The sequence below is a fragment of the Sphingomonas sp. PP-CE-1G-424 genome, assembly GCF_004341085.1.
In the GTDB taxonomy this organism is placed as follows: domain Bacteria; phylum Pseudomonadota; class Alphaproteobacteria; order Sphingomonadales; family Sphingomonadaceae; genus Sphingomonas.
In genome coordinates this window covers 18,083-33,703 of record NZ_SLXW01000011.1, presented here as the reverse complement: position 1 = coordinate 33,703, position 15,621 = coordinate 18,083, and the positions used below count along the sequence as shown (strand labels likewise).

Below are 15,621 nucleotides of genomic sequence, written 5' to 3'. Positions count from 1 at the left end.
CGCCATCAGATCTTCCCGGTCCGCTTGTGGCAGCGCTGGATTCGATGCTTGCCGAAGCCGTCCTCGCGCGATGAAGCACGGCCTATCCGAGGTCGCAAGCGGCGGCGCGACGCCAGCCATTTTCGCGAGAAGCTCGACCGCGTCGGCGCCACTACCAACTGCAGCCACGGCGTACGCAACTTCTCGGCGTCGACTCCGAACGTGTCCGTCCAACATCAGACGACAGAGGATCCGTCGGGCGCGATCCGCGACGCGTCCTTCGGCCCGCGCCATGTCCTGTCGTCGGCCATGCGTCTTATCCCGATCCCCGTGAAACGACCGCGATCCCATTTGGATGCGCGCACCTCCGGTCGATCGGTGGGCACCGCCGCGATCACATGATGGTCGGTCCCTGCCGGCCGCGCCCGATCGTCCAGCTGACGCCGTCCCCCCGAAGCACGCCAGACACCGGCTTCCCGATTTGCCGCTCGAGCACCGGCCGCCACGGCACCAGCGTGAATTCGCGGCTCCTTTCGATCATCGCGAACCGGCCGCCGACAAGATCGACTCGCCGCCGCAAAATTCCCTCCACCCGGTCGCCCGACGCCGTTTCCCGAAACCCCAAGGACAGTTCGCGCGACAATTGCCCGGCGGCACGCAGCAACTCGCGTCGCTGCAAGGTCGCGAGCAGCCCGGCGCGGTAGCGCGTGCCACCCTCGTCGAGCTCCGCGAGGCCGTTCGCGGTCAGCCATTGTCGGCGGCGATCCTGAGCCGCACGAAGCTCGGCGCCGAACCCCGCGTCGCGCGCTGCGATCGGTTCCTTTGCGACCAGATCGCGATCGAGCCAGGTTGGGGCGTCCACGGTGCTCAGCTCGGACAGTGGCCGGGTCGACAGGATGTCGATCGTGACGGGACGATCGCGCAGCAACCGTGCTTCGTGCGCATCGACCCGTGCGAGATGGTCGTCGGCGATGATCCACTGGCCCGCTGCATCGCGCGTCACGAGCCCGCCTTGCCGCCGCATCGCTTCGAGCCGTCGGACATGGGTCTCGGCGAAGGTGTCGGTCGCGCTGGGATCATGCCGCAGATGCGCGTCGATATCGTATCGGCCGCCATTGGCGGCGGCGACCGCGACGATCGTCCGATCCACGGCACGGACCCCGGCACGGAGCGGCTCGATTCGTACCACCGCGCCCTCAGCCACGCTTTCGTGCGCGGCGCCCTTGCCGATCTCGACGAAATGGCTGCGGCCATCGACCCCGTCCACGACGAGATAATGCCGGTCCGCATGTTCGTCAGCGAGACCGCGCCCGACCACCCGCCCGATCAATTCACGTCCCTGCGCTGATGCTGGATCGTAGATCGCCTGGTCGGCGGCCGCACGCGCGACCCCGCGCCGTGCGAAAGCGCGCTGCATCGTCCGGACGATGTCGCCGCGCTCGCCCATCCGTCGCAGCGTGTCGTCCAACCCCTCGGCAAGGCGCCAGCGTGCCCCGCCGACCGGCTCGGCGAGGCCCATGTCGCTAAGTTTCGCGAGGCGACCGGCGCGCAGCGCTTGCCCGAACGCGTGGCGCTGCACCGTCGAGACCATCCGCCCATCGTCCATATCGCGGAGCAGCGACCGGTCGAGCGAGGTCAACCGCTCCTGTTCGACTTCGGCCCGCAAGCCAGCCTCGATGGCCCGGACAGAGCGTGGCCCGAGATCGAGATCGACCAGTTCGCAGGCACGCTCGCGCATGCCGCTCGTCAGATAGTCGCGCGCGATCACCAGATCGGCACCGCAATCATCCTTCCCCCGCACGACGATATGGGTGTGCGGATGGCCGGTGTTGAAGTGATCGACCGCGACCCAGTCGAGCCTGGTCCCGAGGTCTTCTTCGACCCGCTCCATCAGACGCCGCGTCAGCGGTTTCAGATCCTCGTATTCGGCGCCGTCCTCGGCCGACACGATGAAGCGGAACTGGTGCCGATCGTCGGCGCCGCGCGCGCGGAACGCGGTACGATCAGCGTCGTCGGACTCGCGATCGTAGAGCGTCCCCGCCGCACCGTCCCGCGTGGTACCGTCGCGCTGCAGATATCGCAGGTGCGCCGCGGCGCCGGCGGCACCCTTGCCCGCGAGCTTGACGATGCTGGCTTTGATGACGACGCGTCGCGCCGCAAAGGCGGACGTGTCGCCGCGAGCGGCGAGCACGCGCCCCACCCCGGCGCCGCGCCCAATCCGGCTCCCGGTAAACGCGCCGCGTCCGGCGCCCAGCGTGGCCGCGCCACCCCGCGCGAGGTTGGTCGCCGCGAGTACGCGCCCGACATATTTGCGCGCGCGCGTTCCGCCGCCGCTGCGCATCCGCCCGAGGTGGGGTTCGAACTCGGTATCGTCGGCCATGACTCGAGGTCCGCTAGAGGGTCACGCACCATCATGGCCATGGCCTTGCACCATGAAAACCGGTGCCATCGGAACCCGCGGAAAACCGCCATAACCTGCTCCTTTGGCACTGGTCGCTCGCCACCAGTGCCGATCACACCGCCAAAAAACGGTGTGCAGACAAGCATTTAGCGGCACACCGGTGCCGCAGCTTTATCTTGCCTTACGCTGCCCCCTTCTCCCCCCACGCCTTTCCAGCCTTGAACCCCTCTCATCCTCGCCGCGATCGCCACCGAGCCGAGGCAAAAAAGAGACCGGGACACGATGCTGTTCGCACCGCATCCCGGTCGTCGTCAAAACCGATCAACGCGCCGTTGCCATCGCCATTCGCGCCGCGCTTTGGCCTGGGAAACTTCGGCATCCGAGCATCCCGTGCGCCCGACCATCGGTATCCACGATCATCGTCGCTGCGAACCATTTCCCGTCCAGTCGGCCGCAAATCGCAACCCGATCGAGCATTAGATCATCGTCGTCTCCGCCTTCATAGCGGCCGAGCCAGCGCTCCGACCGCCGTGCTTCCCAGCGATAGTCCACCTCTTCCGCCTCCAGGAAATGCCGTGCCAGCCCTTCGCCCGCGCCCCGTCCGAACTCGATTTCGAGTCCCGCGATCAACGTCGCCATCACGTGATCCGACGCCATCCCAACAGGTTGAACCATGGTCATGAGAACCTCCATACGATTGACGTCCCCATCATCGAGGACAGCCCTCGTCCGGCGGTCGGCGTGGCGGCTGTCAGGGCTGCCGGAGCGCAAGCGGAGGCACCGCGAAGCGGCGGCGGAGGAACCGATTTTGTTGCGCTGCTACAAACAGACTCGGCTGCGCAGCAGCCTCTGCCTCGCGACAAAATTGGAGGGGCCGCCGGCCTTGCACAGCCGCCGCGCCGGCCGCCATGCTCGGACGACCCGAGACGAGCCCTCCACCGTCGTTCGGGTCGCACCGCTCGCCCGGTGACCGCTTCGACGCCTTACGCCTTGCGTCACTGCCGGGGCATCACGGCGAACAAAGACGATGGCGATCGTGTCGAAGCGGACGGCGCGGCGGTGGCCTGCGACGCCTCGATCGCAGGGCCCCCAAGCATGACGAACAGACGGTCGCGCGGCGGCGGCGCGGGATCACCAAGGCCTATCTTGCCTGCAACCGTGACAAGATAGGCGCGCGTTTCGGCCGGCAGCGCCCTTCCGCCCAGATGATCGGCGTAGCGGCCCGGCCCGGCATTGTAGGCGGCGAACAGTCCGGGATAGCCGAACCGATCGTACATCAGCCGCAGATAGGCAGTGCCGGCGATGATGTTGTCGTGCGGGTCGTCGGGATCGTATCCCAGGCCATGGCGCGCCCGCATCTTGGTCCAAGTCGCCGGCATCAACTGCATCACCCCGATCGCACCGGCGCGCGACCGGATCGGCCTGCCCTGCCACGTCGTGCGGCCGCCGCTCTCGGCCTGCATCACCCGCTCGATCCACACGGCCGGCACCCCGAACCGCACCGACGCTTCGGTCACGAACGCTCGCCAAGTTGCGACCGATTGCGCGGCGCCCGGCGACGAAATGATCGTGGTCACGGCAAGGCCAAGGCAGGCCAGCCGGATCAACGCACCCACAGCGCCGTCGCCTTTCCCACCACGTCGGACGCGCTAGTCGGACCGAAATACCGTCCGTCGAACGAGTCCGGCGTCTCCGCCATGAGCAACAGCAGCGCGCCGTCCGTCAAGGTCCGGCACCCGGTCCACCACGGCAACGGACGTCCGCTGGCGTCATGCGCGAGCCGCGTCGCGACGCGGCGACCGTCGACGAACACACCGTTCCCGATGCCGCAGATCCGGTTCCCCGGAACGCCCGCGACGCGCTTCACCAGCGGCACGTTTGCGGGAATGTAATGGCGCCTCGCCGCCATCTCCCGGACCGATATCGGCGTCCGCGCGATCACCATGTCGCCGCGCGCGACGGTGTCGCCCGGTGCAACCGCATAGAGCCCGATCGGCGCGCTCGCGCTCGCGTTCCACACCAGGCGAGGGCGCGGCGGACACGCGATCGTCAGCCCCACGCACACAAGCCCGATGCCGATGGCGACGCTGCGCCGGACGATCGTCCGGCGCTGGCGGCGTGCCGCACGAAGTGCGTCGCCGAAGGCGAACAGCGGCAGGTCGCGACGGTCAATCATGACGGCCGCCCTTCGCCGCGGCGGCGGACCAGGCCTCGATGTCGTCGATATGATAGTACCAGGCACGGCCATGAAGCCGGCACACCGGCCCCCGTCCCTCGGCGCGCATGTCCTTCAGCGAACTCGCCGCAAGCCCGAGATGGAACGCGGTCTGCTTGGTGGTGAGGAACGGGCAGGTCACTCGCGCACGCTGCGCGCGGCGCGCGGTATCGTCTGGGTCGGTCATGTCGCATCTCGTCGGTGCAGGGCGGGTCGCCGGATCGCGCCGCCACGCGCACCAACTGGACGCTGCGCGCCTCGCCCGGCAGGGTCGCAAATCGATGGGTGCGTTTCCGCCCCCCCTTGCCCAGGCTCGGTCCGCGCGGGTTCGGCGCCCGCTCCCCCGTGGAGCGCGGGCGCCGTTGCCGGTGTCAGTCGGCGGGGTTCCAGATGATCGCGAAGGCGTCCTCGTCTTCCTGACCCGCTGCGCGGCCGAGATTGGCGTAGAGGCGGCGCGGCCCGAATTCCGGTGCCGCAAGACTGAGCGACACATATTCGTTGCGGGACGTTTCGCCGATCCGGTTCCAGCCGGCACCGACCTCGACCCCGCCGGCCATGACGCGGAAGTCCGGCTGGCGGTCGTTGCTCTTTCGGGACGTGGGTTGGATCTCGATCTCGGTGCGGATCGAGAGGGTCTTGAGCTGGCCCTTGAAGCCGTTTCCGTCGCGGGTGACATAACCGATAGCGGGCATTGTTCGTCTCCTTGAATGTCGACCGGACCGTTTCCGGACGATGGCGCGTGCCGAAGGACGGCGACGCGCCCCGCGCGAACCTGAAAGGCCGCAGCGGCAGCGGAGGACCGGAGCAAGGGACTGATTTGGAGCGAAGCGGCCGCGAGGAGACCGCTCAGCAAGCGGTCGGGGAAATCAGTGCCGCCGCGATGGTTTCGCGCGGGGCGTAGCCGTCCAGGCCATGCGCTGAGGAGCTGGAACGGGTCACGGACGACCCAAGGATCAGGACGCAACCGCCAGCCGGTATCGACGCCGCGATGCGCACAATGCCGGGCCGCCCTGCCGTCCCGATCTCATCGAACATGACGAATACACCACGACCGACGCAACCATCGCCATCGATCCGTCATCGGGGCTGGTGCCGAGGTTCGGCGCACGTCAGAAAAGGCGGCGATGCACAGAAACATGATCTCGACGCGTTGCGGCATGGTCGGGGGAGCTCCTGCTGACCGCTGCAGCGCAGCCGGACCTGGTACGAGTCCGCGACGTCACCGATGGCGACACCGTCCGGCTGACTTCCGGTGAACGGATCCGCATCGCCGGAATCGATGCGCCCGAAACCCATGCCGACCAGGCCCGCTGCGCGCGTGAAATCGCGCTCGGCGACGCGACCGCGGCGCGCGCGCGGACGCTGCTCGATGGCCGATCGGTCGGCATCGACCGCGTCGGTCGCAGCTACGATCGAACGGTCGCCCGCGTGACGCTGGATGGCCGCGACCTCGCGACATTGCTGGTCGCGAACCGCGTCGCCCGCTGGTGGCCAAGCTACGCCCCCAAGCCCGATTGGTGCGGTGACGCGACCGACCGGCAGGAGGGCCAGAACCGGCGCGGCGCGCGCCGCGCGGACCGGCGATGACGACGCAGTCCGGGCGCGTCGGGGCGCTGGTCAGGCGGCTCACGCCGCATCCCGTATGCGATGCCTGTGTCGCCGATCGGCTCGGCCTGGAGTCGGCCGGCCGCGCCAATCCCGAGACCCGCCGCCTCGCGGGTTCGCAAGGTTTCGAACGGCGGCGATATCTGCTCTCTCTGCTATGGCGAACGATTGGTCATCCGGCTGCGCCCGCAGCACGGATGACGCCCGCGCGATCGAGCCCGGGCCATCAGGGTCCGGGCTCGATCGCGCGGGCGATTTTTCACCGCGAAACGACCGGGCGCGAGACCGCGACATCGGCTCCGGCGAAATGCGACAGGATCGCCGCGTCGCTGCCGAGCCTGCCTGCAGTCATGCGGCAGATCACGGGCGCTTCGTCGTGATCCGCAGCGAACGACCGGGCTTCGCCCGTGCCGGTGAAGACCAGGATCTCGGGTCCGAACCTGATCGGACAGCCGCGCCACCTTCGTAGGAATGACGGCGCCTGAACAGCGCGGTCTCGACGCACAAGGCTTCGCGCGCCTCGAGCCCATCGCCGGGCCATGTCAGGGGCACAGAGCCGCAACGTGTCGGTGTGGCAGCGGTCGTGCGTCGAAGACCGGACCGTCCCATTGCGCGGACAAGCCTGCGTCGACGACGTGATCGACGAGCGGGACAATGCGGGTCGCGGCGAGCGAGCCGCCGATGGCGATCGATACGGCAACGCGGGCGGCCATAAGCGTTGCGCGTGCCGCGCCGGCGGGGCGCGAGCACGGGGCTGTCTTTTCAGGGTCGGGAATGAGGGGCGGCGGCCGCCGCCGCCCGTCTGGCTTCACGCCGCCAGGCGCCGGTCGCCGCCAGAGGCGTCGGGGTCCGTCACGACGGCATCGTCGGTGCCGATCCTGTTCGCCGCCGTATCGGACGCCGCGATGGTCTGCGGAGTGTCGGCCTCGCTGGTGCCTCTTCCCTGCGCCGTCGCGCGCGCCGCCTGCGCACGACAATGCGCGGCGACCGTGCCGACCCCGCCGCGCGCGGTGTAGGCCGCTGGTGGAAACGCCATCCATTTCGGCACCCAATCTTCGTGCCTTTTGCGACCGTCGTTGCCGTCGAGGTGATCGCCGACGATGCGTTTGAGCGTCTTGCCCTTTTCGCCCGCGTTGGCGGCGGCGACGGTCTCGCCCGCGACCTCGGCGACGATGGCTTGGAGCACGTCTCGGTCGCGAATCAGATCGAAGAAGGCGGCGTCGGCAGACCAGAATTTTGCCATGTCGACGCCGATCTCAACGCCGACCGCTTCGACCATCGGCGTGCCGCTGGCGAGCGTTTCGCCCATGACGATGGCGAGCACCTCCATCACGACCGGATCGGGCAATTCAAGCAACCGCGCGAAGATTGCGACCGCGCCATCGCCGACCGGCCATCCTTGCACGCTGCCCGTCACGGTCGGGGCGTCGGCATCGAAGTCGAGCACCGCCAAAACCGCACGACGGCGCTTGTCGAAACAGGTTTCGGCAAGGCCCGTCTCGACGCTCTCCTGCGTGGCCGCGTCGCGCGCGGTCTGCGACTGCACGCGCACGCTCCACAGGGGCGATCCGGCGATGACATGCGCGACCATGACGCGTAGCGCGACGGCCGGACGGCCGATCAACGCCGCGCGGACGGCGGCATGACGATGCAGGTCGATATAGGTCTGCATCGTACCCGTCACTTCGGGACGCGGCGGCTTGTGCGGGGCCGATCCGGTCTCGCCGCGCGCGAGGCGCGCCGCCTCCTTGCGGCTGACATAGCCTTCGTGGACGGTCACCTCGCCGCTCGCGCGGACGTCGATATAGACCCGCCCGCCCTTGCGCTTGGCCGCCTTTTCATAGTCCCATGTCGAGAAATGCTCGGACGGCGGCACGACGATCGCGTCGCTCCAACCGGCCTCGACATGGCCCGCGCGGAGCGCCTCGACGGCGGCATTCTGTGCGGTCCAGAATGCGTCGGCGTGCGCGAAATAGCGGTCCTCGCCGAACAGGTCGGCGATCACCGCGAGGCCGCTTGCCTCGACGTCGAACAGCGCGTGTTTGACCGCTATCGATTGCCCGCCGAACAGCCATGCCTTCAACTAGTGGCCGGTCGGCAAATAAGCATCATCGTCGGCGGCAAGCGCGAGCCACGCCTGTTGCTGGCGTTTGCTGGCGAGCGTCAGGTGCCGGACGGTAGCGGCGTCGATCCGCTCGGCGGCGTACAGGCGGCGGATCGCCGGAAGCAGATTGCCGAGCGCAAGCGCGCGGCGGACGGTGAGGTCGGGCAAACCGAACGTGACCGCGATATCGTCGACCGTGCGGCCTTCCTTCACCAGCCGGGTGAAAGTTTCCCAGCGGATCACTTCGTCGGCGTCCAGCCGCGCCATGTTCTCGATCATCGATGCCTCGATGGCGTCGGCATCGTCGCCCTCGTCGAGGATCGCGCACGGCATGTCGTCCACGTCGGCCTGGGCCGCGCGCCGTTCCTCCGCGACGATTGCGGCGGCGGTGAAGCGTCGCGACCCGGCGACGATCTCGAAACATCCGGCGGCACCCCCAGCGACGCCGCTCGGGACGGGCTTCGGGCGAACGAGGACCGGCTGCAGGACGCCGCGCTTGCGCACGCTCGGCAAAATATCGGCCACGTCGGGCCGTTTCCTGGCGAAGCGCATATTTGTCTTGCTGACCGAGAGCTTGCCCAAAGGCACAAAAGCGAGTTTCATCGTGACTACTCCGTGTGAGTGCCGGTCCCGTCTGTTGTGCAAAGGTGGGCGGGACCGGTCGATACGGGCGAGACGCGCCCGCGCGTCAGAGACCAGCAAAGTCTTCCTTTGATGGTCCCTCAGCCGTCCTCGGGGTCCGAGGACGGAAGCTCGTGGGCGGGGTCAGGCGGCAGCGGGCGCGACGGCGAGGACCGCGCGGCGCGCATCACCGCCTCCGCCTGTAGGATCGACCCCGTGCGACGCGCGGTGTCGGCCCAGACCGACAGCGCGGCCTCGCTCGAAAAACCTTCGTCGCGTTCGATGGAGAGACCGAACGGCAAGCGCACCGCGGCGATCTCGGCAAGGCTGAACGCGCCGAGTTCGGGACAGCCGAAACCAAGATCCGCAAGACCGAACACCGTGTCACCATCGGCGTCGAGTTCGCTCGCGAGCCACGTCGCTGCGCCCACGGGATTGAAGAATTTGACGACCGGCGCGGGATCCGGTTCGCAAACCCCCGCGGCTTGTGCGGCGCGGTGCGCGGCGGCGTTGGTGCGCAGCGCAGTGCGCAATTCGGGCGTGAGCAAGTCCATATCAAAGGTCCTTCGGCTGGAAGAGATCGAGCGGGCTTCGGGTGCTGAGGTCGAACAGGCCCCATCGAGCGCCCGCACGGCGAGCGCTCTCGAAAGGCTTCACGAAGGGGCACTGCCGCCGCCTCTTTTGAAGCGAGGCGACAGCGCGCACGATCAGGCGGTCGAGCGGCGTGATCGACACGAGGGCGGGCCCGAGACGGGGCACGGGCGCTTGCGCCCCGATCGCGGTCACCTCGACATCGAGGCGGGCGCGCATAACGGCGGCGGTCTCGCCGTCCGCGACGCTGCGGGCGACGGTCATGCCGCGACCGCCAGCCGGTCCGCCTGCGCCTCGGCATGGCGCGCCAGCAACCAATCGGCGGCCTTGCTGGCAGCGCTTGCCGCGCGGAAGATCGCGCGCCCTCGCGGCGCACCGGTCCCCCGGACCGCCGCATCTTCGCTCAGGTCCGCGCGCAGCACGTCGAGCCACGACGCGATATAGTCGGCATGGCGGACGGTCGGCACGATGCCGAGCGCGGCGCACAGGAAGGCCGACCCCATCTCGGCGACCAGTTCCTCGCGGGCGTAATCCTTGGTTCCGAACGCGGTGACCAGCTTGCGGTCGAGCCGCGACGGGTGCCCCGTCGCGTGGGTCAGTTCGTGCAGGACGGTGCGATAGAAATTGATCTGGTCATGGAACGCGGGCTGCGGCGGGACCTGCACGATATCGCGCGACGGCATATAAAAGGCCTCGTCCCCGCCGACCTGGAAGCCCACCCCGCTCGCCGCGATCACGGCCTCGGCGACGGGCACGATCTCGCGCTCGGCGAGCGCGAGATCGTGCCCGTCGCCGAGGCCGGGCCGCAGACCCTCGCATTGCGCCACGTTGAAGACGGTGAAGCGTTTGAGAAAGGGCACCGCCTTCGCGGCCTTGCCGGTGTCGACCGCCCTCGCCTTTTCCCCATCGGGCACGAAGCTGTCGGCATAGACGACGGTGGTGCCGCGCTCGCCCTTGCGGACTGTGCCGCCCGCCGCGATCGCCTGTTTGAAGGTCAGCCATGCCTGCGACGCAAAGCCGTGCTCGATGACCGCGCCCCACAATGCGAGAACGTTGATCCCCGAATAGCAGCGCGCCGTCAGTGCGTTGCGCGGCATTCCGGGCGCCGGTACCCCGTCACGCCCCCAGGGCTGCGCCCACGGCACGCGTCCCGCCTCCAGCTCGCCGATGATCCGCGCGGTGACCTCGGCGTACAGATCGACGCGGTCGGTCGCGGAGCCGTCGCCGCTGGGTGTCGCACCACCGGTCGGCGCGCTCCTTCGCGGGCCGGTCTTGGCGGAACGGGAATGATGGACACGCATCGCAAGCCTCCAGACGCCACCCCAAAAACCCCATGGCCTCCCCCGGAAGCGGGGGTGGGCGGCAGCAGCGAACGGAAAGGACCGCTGGAGCGGCTCCGGCACTCGAAGAGCCGCAACGCAGTGGAGGAGCCGAAGCGCAGCGCCCGGCTTGCCGGGGCCGCGGGCGGGCCTAGCAGGGAGCGCCGCCCACTTCCGCGCTACCGGGAGAGGCCGAACCGACGCCGTCGCGCGCCGGCGCGACGCCCGCATCCCCCGGCGGCAGCGCCGCCGCGTCTAAAGACGGGCACTCCGGCGAAGCGGGCGGCAGAAGGTGCTGGGTCGGGCTTCGCCCGCCCCGACGTGGCGGAACGCCGCCAGAGGGGCGGCGCGAAACCGGGCGCACCGTCCGCGCCGCCAGAGCCGGCTCGCCCGCGGGGCCCCTCGCGATCTGTGCCGCACCCTGTCCGGGCAAGCGCAGCGGCCCGGCAGCGTGCGTCATGAGCCCCGCTCCACCGGGGGCAGCGCCAGCTGACCCGCGCCAGCGATCGTCACCGACAGGCCGAGACCCTGAACGGGGGCTCGGTGGCGCGTTCCATCGCGCCATAGAGCGCCGGTCGCGCGCGACGAGCGCGCGAGGCGCAGCCGCGGACACGGACACGGACAAACACCGCAGGTCCCGGCTACCCGACACGACCACGCCTGTCGGTTGAATGGTCGAGTCCGGCCGCCTGACAGGATGCCATCGCCCCATGCCCGCATCGGGACATGTCGCCACCACGCGGTTGTCAGGCCGCAAGCCCTGGCCCGCCCCTGTTGCGAGGCTGACCTAACCCCGAACTCCGGCCGGGTCCGCAGCGCGTCACGTCCCGTCGGAACGCAGCGGCATGGATCGACATGGGCCATCGACGGATCAGACTATCGGCGGGACTGACGCAGCGCCTCCCTGTATCCGCCGCGTGCCATGACGCGCGCTTCGCGAACGAGCCGCCGGATCTGCGAGCGCAACGAATCCGATGGATCGCGCCAGTCGCGGGCGACGCGATCAACACCAAACAGGACTTCCGCGATTTCCCGCTGGCTTGCGCCGGCAGTCAAAGCATCATGAACCTGCAGGACGAGTATCGCACGATGGGTCCGCCGATCGGCCGGAAACAATGCTGGCGAAAACTGGCCATGACGGAGCAAATGGAGGAACTGGCGCAGCGAGCGGAGCTTGGGGAGCGCCGAAAGCACGCCCTGGAGGCGGTATTGCAGCACTACCGGCCGGGCGTCGGCAAGGCTGCCCTGATCGATGTCGAGCCGGATATGGCGATACCCATCGGACACCACGGCGCGCTCGCGACCCTCGGCGTCGACGACCAGCGTCAGCCAGGGTGCCAGATCCCGCGGATCAATTCCGTCCGGGTCCGACCCGTCGGTCGGCTGCGCGGCGACCTGCAACGTTCCGGGATCGAACGCCGCATGCCAGACGATCCGGGCATCCGGGGCCGCAACCTCGGGACGCTCGGCGAAAGTGAATCCCCCATTGCGTCGGGTCGGCGATCAGGGACGTCGCCGGACTGGCCGTTCCTCGGGTCGCCGTGCTCGCCGCGGTGTACCAGGCGACATAGCCGGGATCGCGACGCAGCCACTCCCACATCACACCCGCGAGATCGATGCCGATCAGCCGATCATAGACCGTGGTATCGCGCCATGTCCCGTCGACACCGGGCTCGGCCTCGACGCTCACGACCTATGCCGCCAGGCCGATAGATCGAATATGGTTCGATCGGCCGCGAGACGATGTGCCATATAATTGTAATATTATGGACTCGCGCCGGTCTTCGTGCCAGCTTTCCTTATCGCACGACAACAAACGGAGGGGATACATCATCACCTGCCGACGGTCGGACTGAGAACCCGACCGGCGTTGCGAAGACGTGTAGGAAAGGGCGGTCGCGGGGATTGCGGATGCTTGAGGCGCCGCCCGGGGCCGCGGCGGTGCCCGATGGGCATGCGAACGACCGCGGAAGCGTTCATCGGACGGATCACGTCCGTTTCGACCGTAGACGATCTCGAAACGGCACTCCACACGATCTGCGAACCACTCGGCTTCGAATATTTCGCGCTGTCGCATCATATCGACGTCGCGCGCGCCGGCGGCGCGGCGATCCGGGTGCACAATTATCCGGAGCGATGGGCCGACTATCACGATGCGAACGGCTTCGGCGTCACGGATCCCGTCCATCGCGCAAGCCACGTGACGAGTGTCGGCTTTACCTGGTCGCGCCTGCCCGAGATGATCCCGCTGACCCCACATGACCGCGCGTTCATGGCCCTCGGGCGCCAACATGGGATCGGGGACGGGTTCACGGTCCCGGCGCACGTGCCGGGGGAAGCGCGCGGATCGTGCTCGTTTGCCAATGGGGCGGGCCGACGGATGCCCCACGAGATGCTCCCGCTCGCCCAGCTGGTCGGCGCGTTCGCCTTCGAAGGCGCCCGCCGCGTATGGCCAGCGCGGCAGTTCGATCCTCTTGCCTCCCCCTGCCTGACCGACCGCCAGCGCGACTGCATGCTGTGGGTCGCCCGCGGCAAGAGCGACTGGGAGATCAGCCGACTTCTCGGCATCAGCGAGGAGACCGTGACGCGCCATGTCAAGCAGGCCTGTGAGCGCTATGGCGTGAACAAACGAACATTGGCGGTCATCCGGACGCTGTTCGATGGAACACTGACGTTCGGAGATATCTTCTGGCGGTGATATGCCCCTTTTCGGGCATAGCGGTGGACGACGTTTTCAACCGACCCTTGGCACTTCGCCAAGGAGATCGTCATGCTTCATATCCTGCATCCCGCCGTCGAGACGGTTCCAGACGCCGTCATGCGGGCGATGTTCGCCGCCCGAAAATCGGTGTTCGTCGACCTCCTCAAATGGAACGTTCCCGTGCTGGACGACCGGTACGAAAGCGACCAGTTCGATGATCACCACGCGCAGTATCTCGTCCTGACCGATTCCACCGGGGCGCATCTGGCGTCCGCCCGGCTGCTGCCGACCGTGCGGCCCCACATTCTTGGCACGCTGTATCCCCAGCTCTGCGACGACGCCGTTCCGACCGGGCCCGACATATTCGAGATCACGCGCTTCTGCCTGGACCGCCGGCTGCGCGCCGCGGAACGTCGCATCGTCCGCGATACGCTCGTCACCGCGCTTGCCGATCATGCCCTGCGCCATGGCATCGCCTCCTATACCGCGATCGCCGAGCTTGCCTGGTTCCAGCAGATCCTCGCCTTCGGCTGGGATTGCCTGCCGCTGGGATTGCCTCGGGTCATCGATGGCGCGCCGCTCGCAGCACTGCGGATCACGATAACACAGCAAACCCCCGCATTGCTCGCTGCCGCCGGAATTCTGCCGCGCGACGCGTACACCGGCCATACCCGGCGCGAAGCCGCCTGAAGGAGTTTCGCCATGACCAATCCGATCGGCAGCGTCGATCGCTGGACTCTCGAATGCGCTGGCAAAGACGGGGGTATCAGCTGCAATGCCCCGCCGTTCGCGACGATCGCCGGGCTGGACGCCGACCTCGATCCGGCGTGTTCTCGACAACAATTCCGGCAGGGCGGCTTCCACGGCGCAACGACCAAACGCTTTGGTCGTCTGCTCGTGGGTTGGCAGAATACCACCCGCCGCCGGGCGCGGCGCACGTTCCGCCGAAAATGTCAGCACGTGTCGGCTCCCCCCCGCATCGCTCCAGTCTCGGCACTGACCAAACGCCGCATCCATCGATCCTGCTGGGTGAGGAGGTATCCAACCATCTCGCCGCGGTGGATGCGCTGCGCCCCGGACGAGGGGCGATGATGGCACAGTATCTTGGCGATCGGGGAGTTCGTCCGTGAACTCGGGCGTGACGTCAGAGCGGGTGTACGACGCGCTCAAGCGGCGGATCCTCATCCGTGAATTTCGCCCGGGGGAACGGCTCGACCCCGCCGCCTTGAGCGAAACGCTGGCCAGCAGCGTGACGCCGGTGCGCGACTGCCTCAATACCCTTCGTGGCGAGCACCTGATCGAAAGTCGTTCGAGCGAAGGATTTTTCCTTCCGCATATCGATGCGCCCGCCTTGCGGGACCTCTATGCGTGGAACGCGGATATCCTGCTCGCAGCGCTGCGGCGTTGGCCGCGCAATCCTGGCGGTGTGGACCCGGGCCGTCCGGTGAGTCCATCGACCACCGCGCTGGCCGATGCCACCGCCGCGATCTTTGCGCTCGCAGGACGGCGCTCGCCGAACATCGAGGACCGGCGCGCAATCGGAGCGGCGAATGATCGCCTGCATGCGGTGCGCACCGCCGAGGCGAAAGCGCTTGAGGGCGGGTGGACGGAATTGACGGCGCTGCAGCTATCGGTCGCCCGTGGCGAGGCCGGCGAGACCCGTCGCCTGATTTCCACCTATCACCGTCGTCGGCACCGCGCGGTGGATCAGGTCATTCACGTCCTATACCGGAATGGCGATCGCTAAAGCCTCCGCCCACCCCCGAAACAATCGCAAAATAGGCTCAGTATAAAATTCGGATATCCGGCGCTCTTGCATAGCCTTGGTGTGCTGCAGTGTCGCAGCGATAACGAGGAAAAGCACCATGGCAACGGAACAGCACGACGTGATCGAACTCGGCGTCGCCAGTGTCGAAACGCAGGGCGATGGCACCGCGCAGGTCGAGATCGGTGGTCTTCAGCCCCGCATGGGTCTGAGCGACGACTGATCGCACGCGGAGGCGCGCGGGCTTCTGCCCGCGCGCCTTTGTGGCCGAGCCTTATGTCCATGCGCTCCACCCTCAGCTTTTGTGCCATCGACGGGGC

The 15,621-nt window shown here is 68.1% G+C and carries 22 protein-coding genes; 8 read left to right on the top strand and 14 right to left on the bottom strand.

Annotation, left to right across the window (positions count from 1 at the left end; all coding sequences use genetic code 11):
* Positions 1-48 precede the first annotated feature (48 nt).
* Positions 49-381, top strand: a complete 333-nt coding sequence (locus tag C8J43_RS19950; RefSeq protein WP_133032366.1) for a hypothetical protein — start codon at positions 49-51, stop codon at positions 379-381.
* Here the strand turns inward: C8J43_RS19950 and rlxS are convergent.
* From rlxS to C8J43_RS19915, 7 genes are all read right to left on the bottom strand, one after another.
* A complete protein-coding gene (gene rlxS, locus C8J43_RS19945) occupies positions 374-2,359 on the bottom strand; it encodes a relaxase/mobilization nuclease RlxS (RefSeq protein ID WP_133032365.1) in 1,986 nt (661 codons plus the stop codon). The two genes, C8J43_RS19950 and rlxS, sit on opposite strands and share 8 nt — an antisense overlap.
* Before the next feature lie 342 nt (positions 2,360-2,701).
* A complete protein-coding gene (locus tag C8J43_RS19940; protein WP_133032364.1) occupies positions 2,702-3,073 on the bottom strand; it encodes a hypothetical protein in 372 nt (123 codons plus the stop codon).
* Positions 3,074-3,375: 302 nt separating this feature from the next.
* The gene (locus C8J43_RS19935; RefSeq protein WP_243645701.1) at positions 3,376-3,957 is read right to left on the bottom strand and encodes a lytic transglycosylase domain-containing protein; all 582 of its coding nucleotides are present in this window, start codon (positions 3,955-3,957) and stop codon (positions 3,376-3,378) included.
* A 26-nt stretch (positions 3,958-3,983) separates the two neighbouring features.
* On the bottom strand, positions 3,984-4,556 hold the full coding sequence (locus C8J43_RS19930) for a S26 family signal peptidase (RefSeq protein WP_133032362.1): 573 nt from the start codon (positions 4,554-4,556) through the stop codon (positions 3,984-3,986).
* Complete coding sequence (locus C8J43_RS19925) at positions 4,549-4,782, bottom strand: helix-turn-helix domain-containing protein (RefSeq protein WP_133032361.1); 234 nt, start codon at positions 4,780-4,782, stop codon at positions 4,549-4,551. Before C8J43_RS19925 ends, C8J43_RS19930 begins: the two co-directional genes overlap by 8 nt.
* Positions 4,783-4,966: 184 nt before the next feature.
* Positions 4,967-5,287, bottom strand: a complete 321-nt coding sequence (locus C8J43_RS19920; protein ID WP_133032360.1) for a DUF736 domain-containing protein — start codon at positions 5,285-5,287, stop codon at positions 4,967-4,969.
* Positions 5,288-5,441: 154 nt separating this feature from the next.
* Complete coding sequence (locus tag C8J43_RS19915; protein ID WP_133032359.1) at positions 5,442-5,630, bottom strand: hypothetical protein; 189 nt, start codon at positions 5,628-5,630, stop codon at positions 5,442-5,444.
* Between the two features lie 138 nt (positions 5,631-5,768).
* On the opposite strand from C8J43_RS19915, the gene C8J43_RS19910 reads away from it, so the two are divergent.
* Positions 5,769-6,182, top strand: coding sequence for a thermonuclease family protein (locus tag C8J43_RS19910; protein WP_133032358.1), 414 nt, complete (start codon positions 5,769-5,771; stop codon positions 6,180-6,182).
* Complete coding sequence (locus tag C8J43_RS22460) at positions 6,179-6,580, top strand: hypothetical protein (RefSeq protein ID WP_243645700.1); 402 nt, start codon at positions 6,179-6,181, stop codon at positions 6,578-6,580. The genes C8J43_RS19910 and C8J43_RS22460 overlap by 4 nt, the downstream gene beginning before the upstream one ends.
* A 162-nt stretch (positions 6,581-6,742) precedes the next feature.
* Here the strand turns inward: C8J43_RS22460 and C8J43_RS22060 are convergent, their stop codons facing one another.
* The 7 genes from C8J43_RS22060 to C8J43_RS19880 form a co-directional block, all read right to left on the bottom strand.
* Entirely contained in the window at positions 6,743-6,913 is a 171-nt protein-coding gene (locus C8J43_RS22060) for a hypothetical protein (protein WP_165899711.1), read from the bottom strand.
* A 95-nt stretch (positions 6,914-7,008) separates the two neighbouring features.
* Entirely contained in the window at positions 7,009-8,283 is a 1,275-nt protein-coding gene (locus C8J43_RS19900; RefSeq protein ID WP_347812526.1) for a chromosome partitioning protein ParB, read from the bottom strand.
* A complete protein-coding gene (locus C8J43_RS22640) occupies positions 8,284-8,907 on the bottom strand; it encodes a ParB N-terminal domain-containing protein (protein ID WP_347812525.1) in 624 nt (207 codons plus the stop codon). It lies immediately after the preceding gene.
* 119 nt (positions 8,908-9,026) lie between these two features.
* Positions 9,027-9,479: a DUF2958 domain-containing protein gene (locus C8J43_RS19895; RefSeq protein WP_133032357.1), complete on the bottom strand. Its 453-nt coding sequence runs from the start codon at positions 9,477-9,479 to the stop codon at positions 9,027-9,029.
* A gap of 1 nt (position 9,480) precedes the next feature.
* A complete protein-coding gene (locus tag C8J43_RS19890; protein ID WP_133032356.1) occupies positions 9,481-9,780 on the bottom strand; it encodes a hypothetical protein in 300 nt (99 codons plus the stop codon).
* Positions 9,777-10,817, bottom strand: coding sequence for a zincin-like metallopeptidase domain-containing protein (locus C8J43_RS19885; RefSeq protein WP_133032355.1), 1,041 nt, complete (start codon positions 10,815-10,817; stop codon positions 9,777-9,779). The genes C8J43_RS19890 and C8J43_RS19885 overlap by 4 nt, the downstream gene beginning before the upstream one ends.
* Positions 10,818-11,711: 894 nt before the next feature.
* Positions 11,712-12,236, bottom strand: a complete 525-nt coding sequence (locus tag C8J43_RS19880) for a DUF2285 domain-containing protein (RefSeq protein WP_165899710.1) — start codon at positions 12,234-12,236, stop codon at positions 11,712-11,714.
* 553 nt (positions 12,237-12,789) lie between these two features.
* On the opposite strand from C8J43_RS19880, the gene C8J43_RS19875 reads away from it, so the two are divergent.
* From C8J43_RS19875 to C8J43_RS19855, 5 genes are all read left to right on the top strand, one after another.
* Positions 12,790-13,533 (top strand): LuxR family transcriptional regulator, encoded by a 744-nt coding sequence (locus C8J43_RS19875; protein ID WP_133032353.1) that lies wholly within the window; start codon positions 12,790-12,792, stop codon positions 13,531-13,533.
* Between the two features lie 120 nt (positions 13,534-13,653).
* Positions 13,654-14,226, top strand: coding sequence for an acyl-homoserine-lactone synthase (locus C8J43_RS19870; protein ID WP_347812524.1), 573 nt, complete (start codon positions 13,654-13,656; stop codon positions 14,224-14,226).
* Between the two features lie 12 nt (positions 14,227-14,238).
* Positions 14,239-14,628 (top strand): hypothetical protein, encoded by a 390-nt coding sequence (locus C8J43_RS19865; RefSeq protein WP_133032351.1) that lies wholly within the window; start codon positions 14,239-14,241, stop codon positions 14,626-14,628.
* A 34-nt stretch (positions 14,629-14,662) separates the two neighbouring features.
* A complete protein-coding gene (locus tag C8J43_RS19860; RefSeq protein ID WP_165899709.1) occupies positions 14,663-15,283 on the top strand; it encodes a GntR family transcriptional regulator in 621 nt (206 codons plus the stop codon).
* Positions 15,284-15,401: 118 nt separating this feature from the next.
* Positions 15,402-15,524 (top strand): benenodin family lasso peptide, encoded by a 123-nt coding sequence (locus tag C8J43_RS19855; protein ID WP_133032349.1) that lies wholly within the window; start codon positions 15,402-15,404, stop codon positions 15,522-15,524.
* Positions 15,525-15,621: the final 97 nt, after the last annotated feature.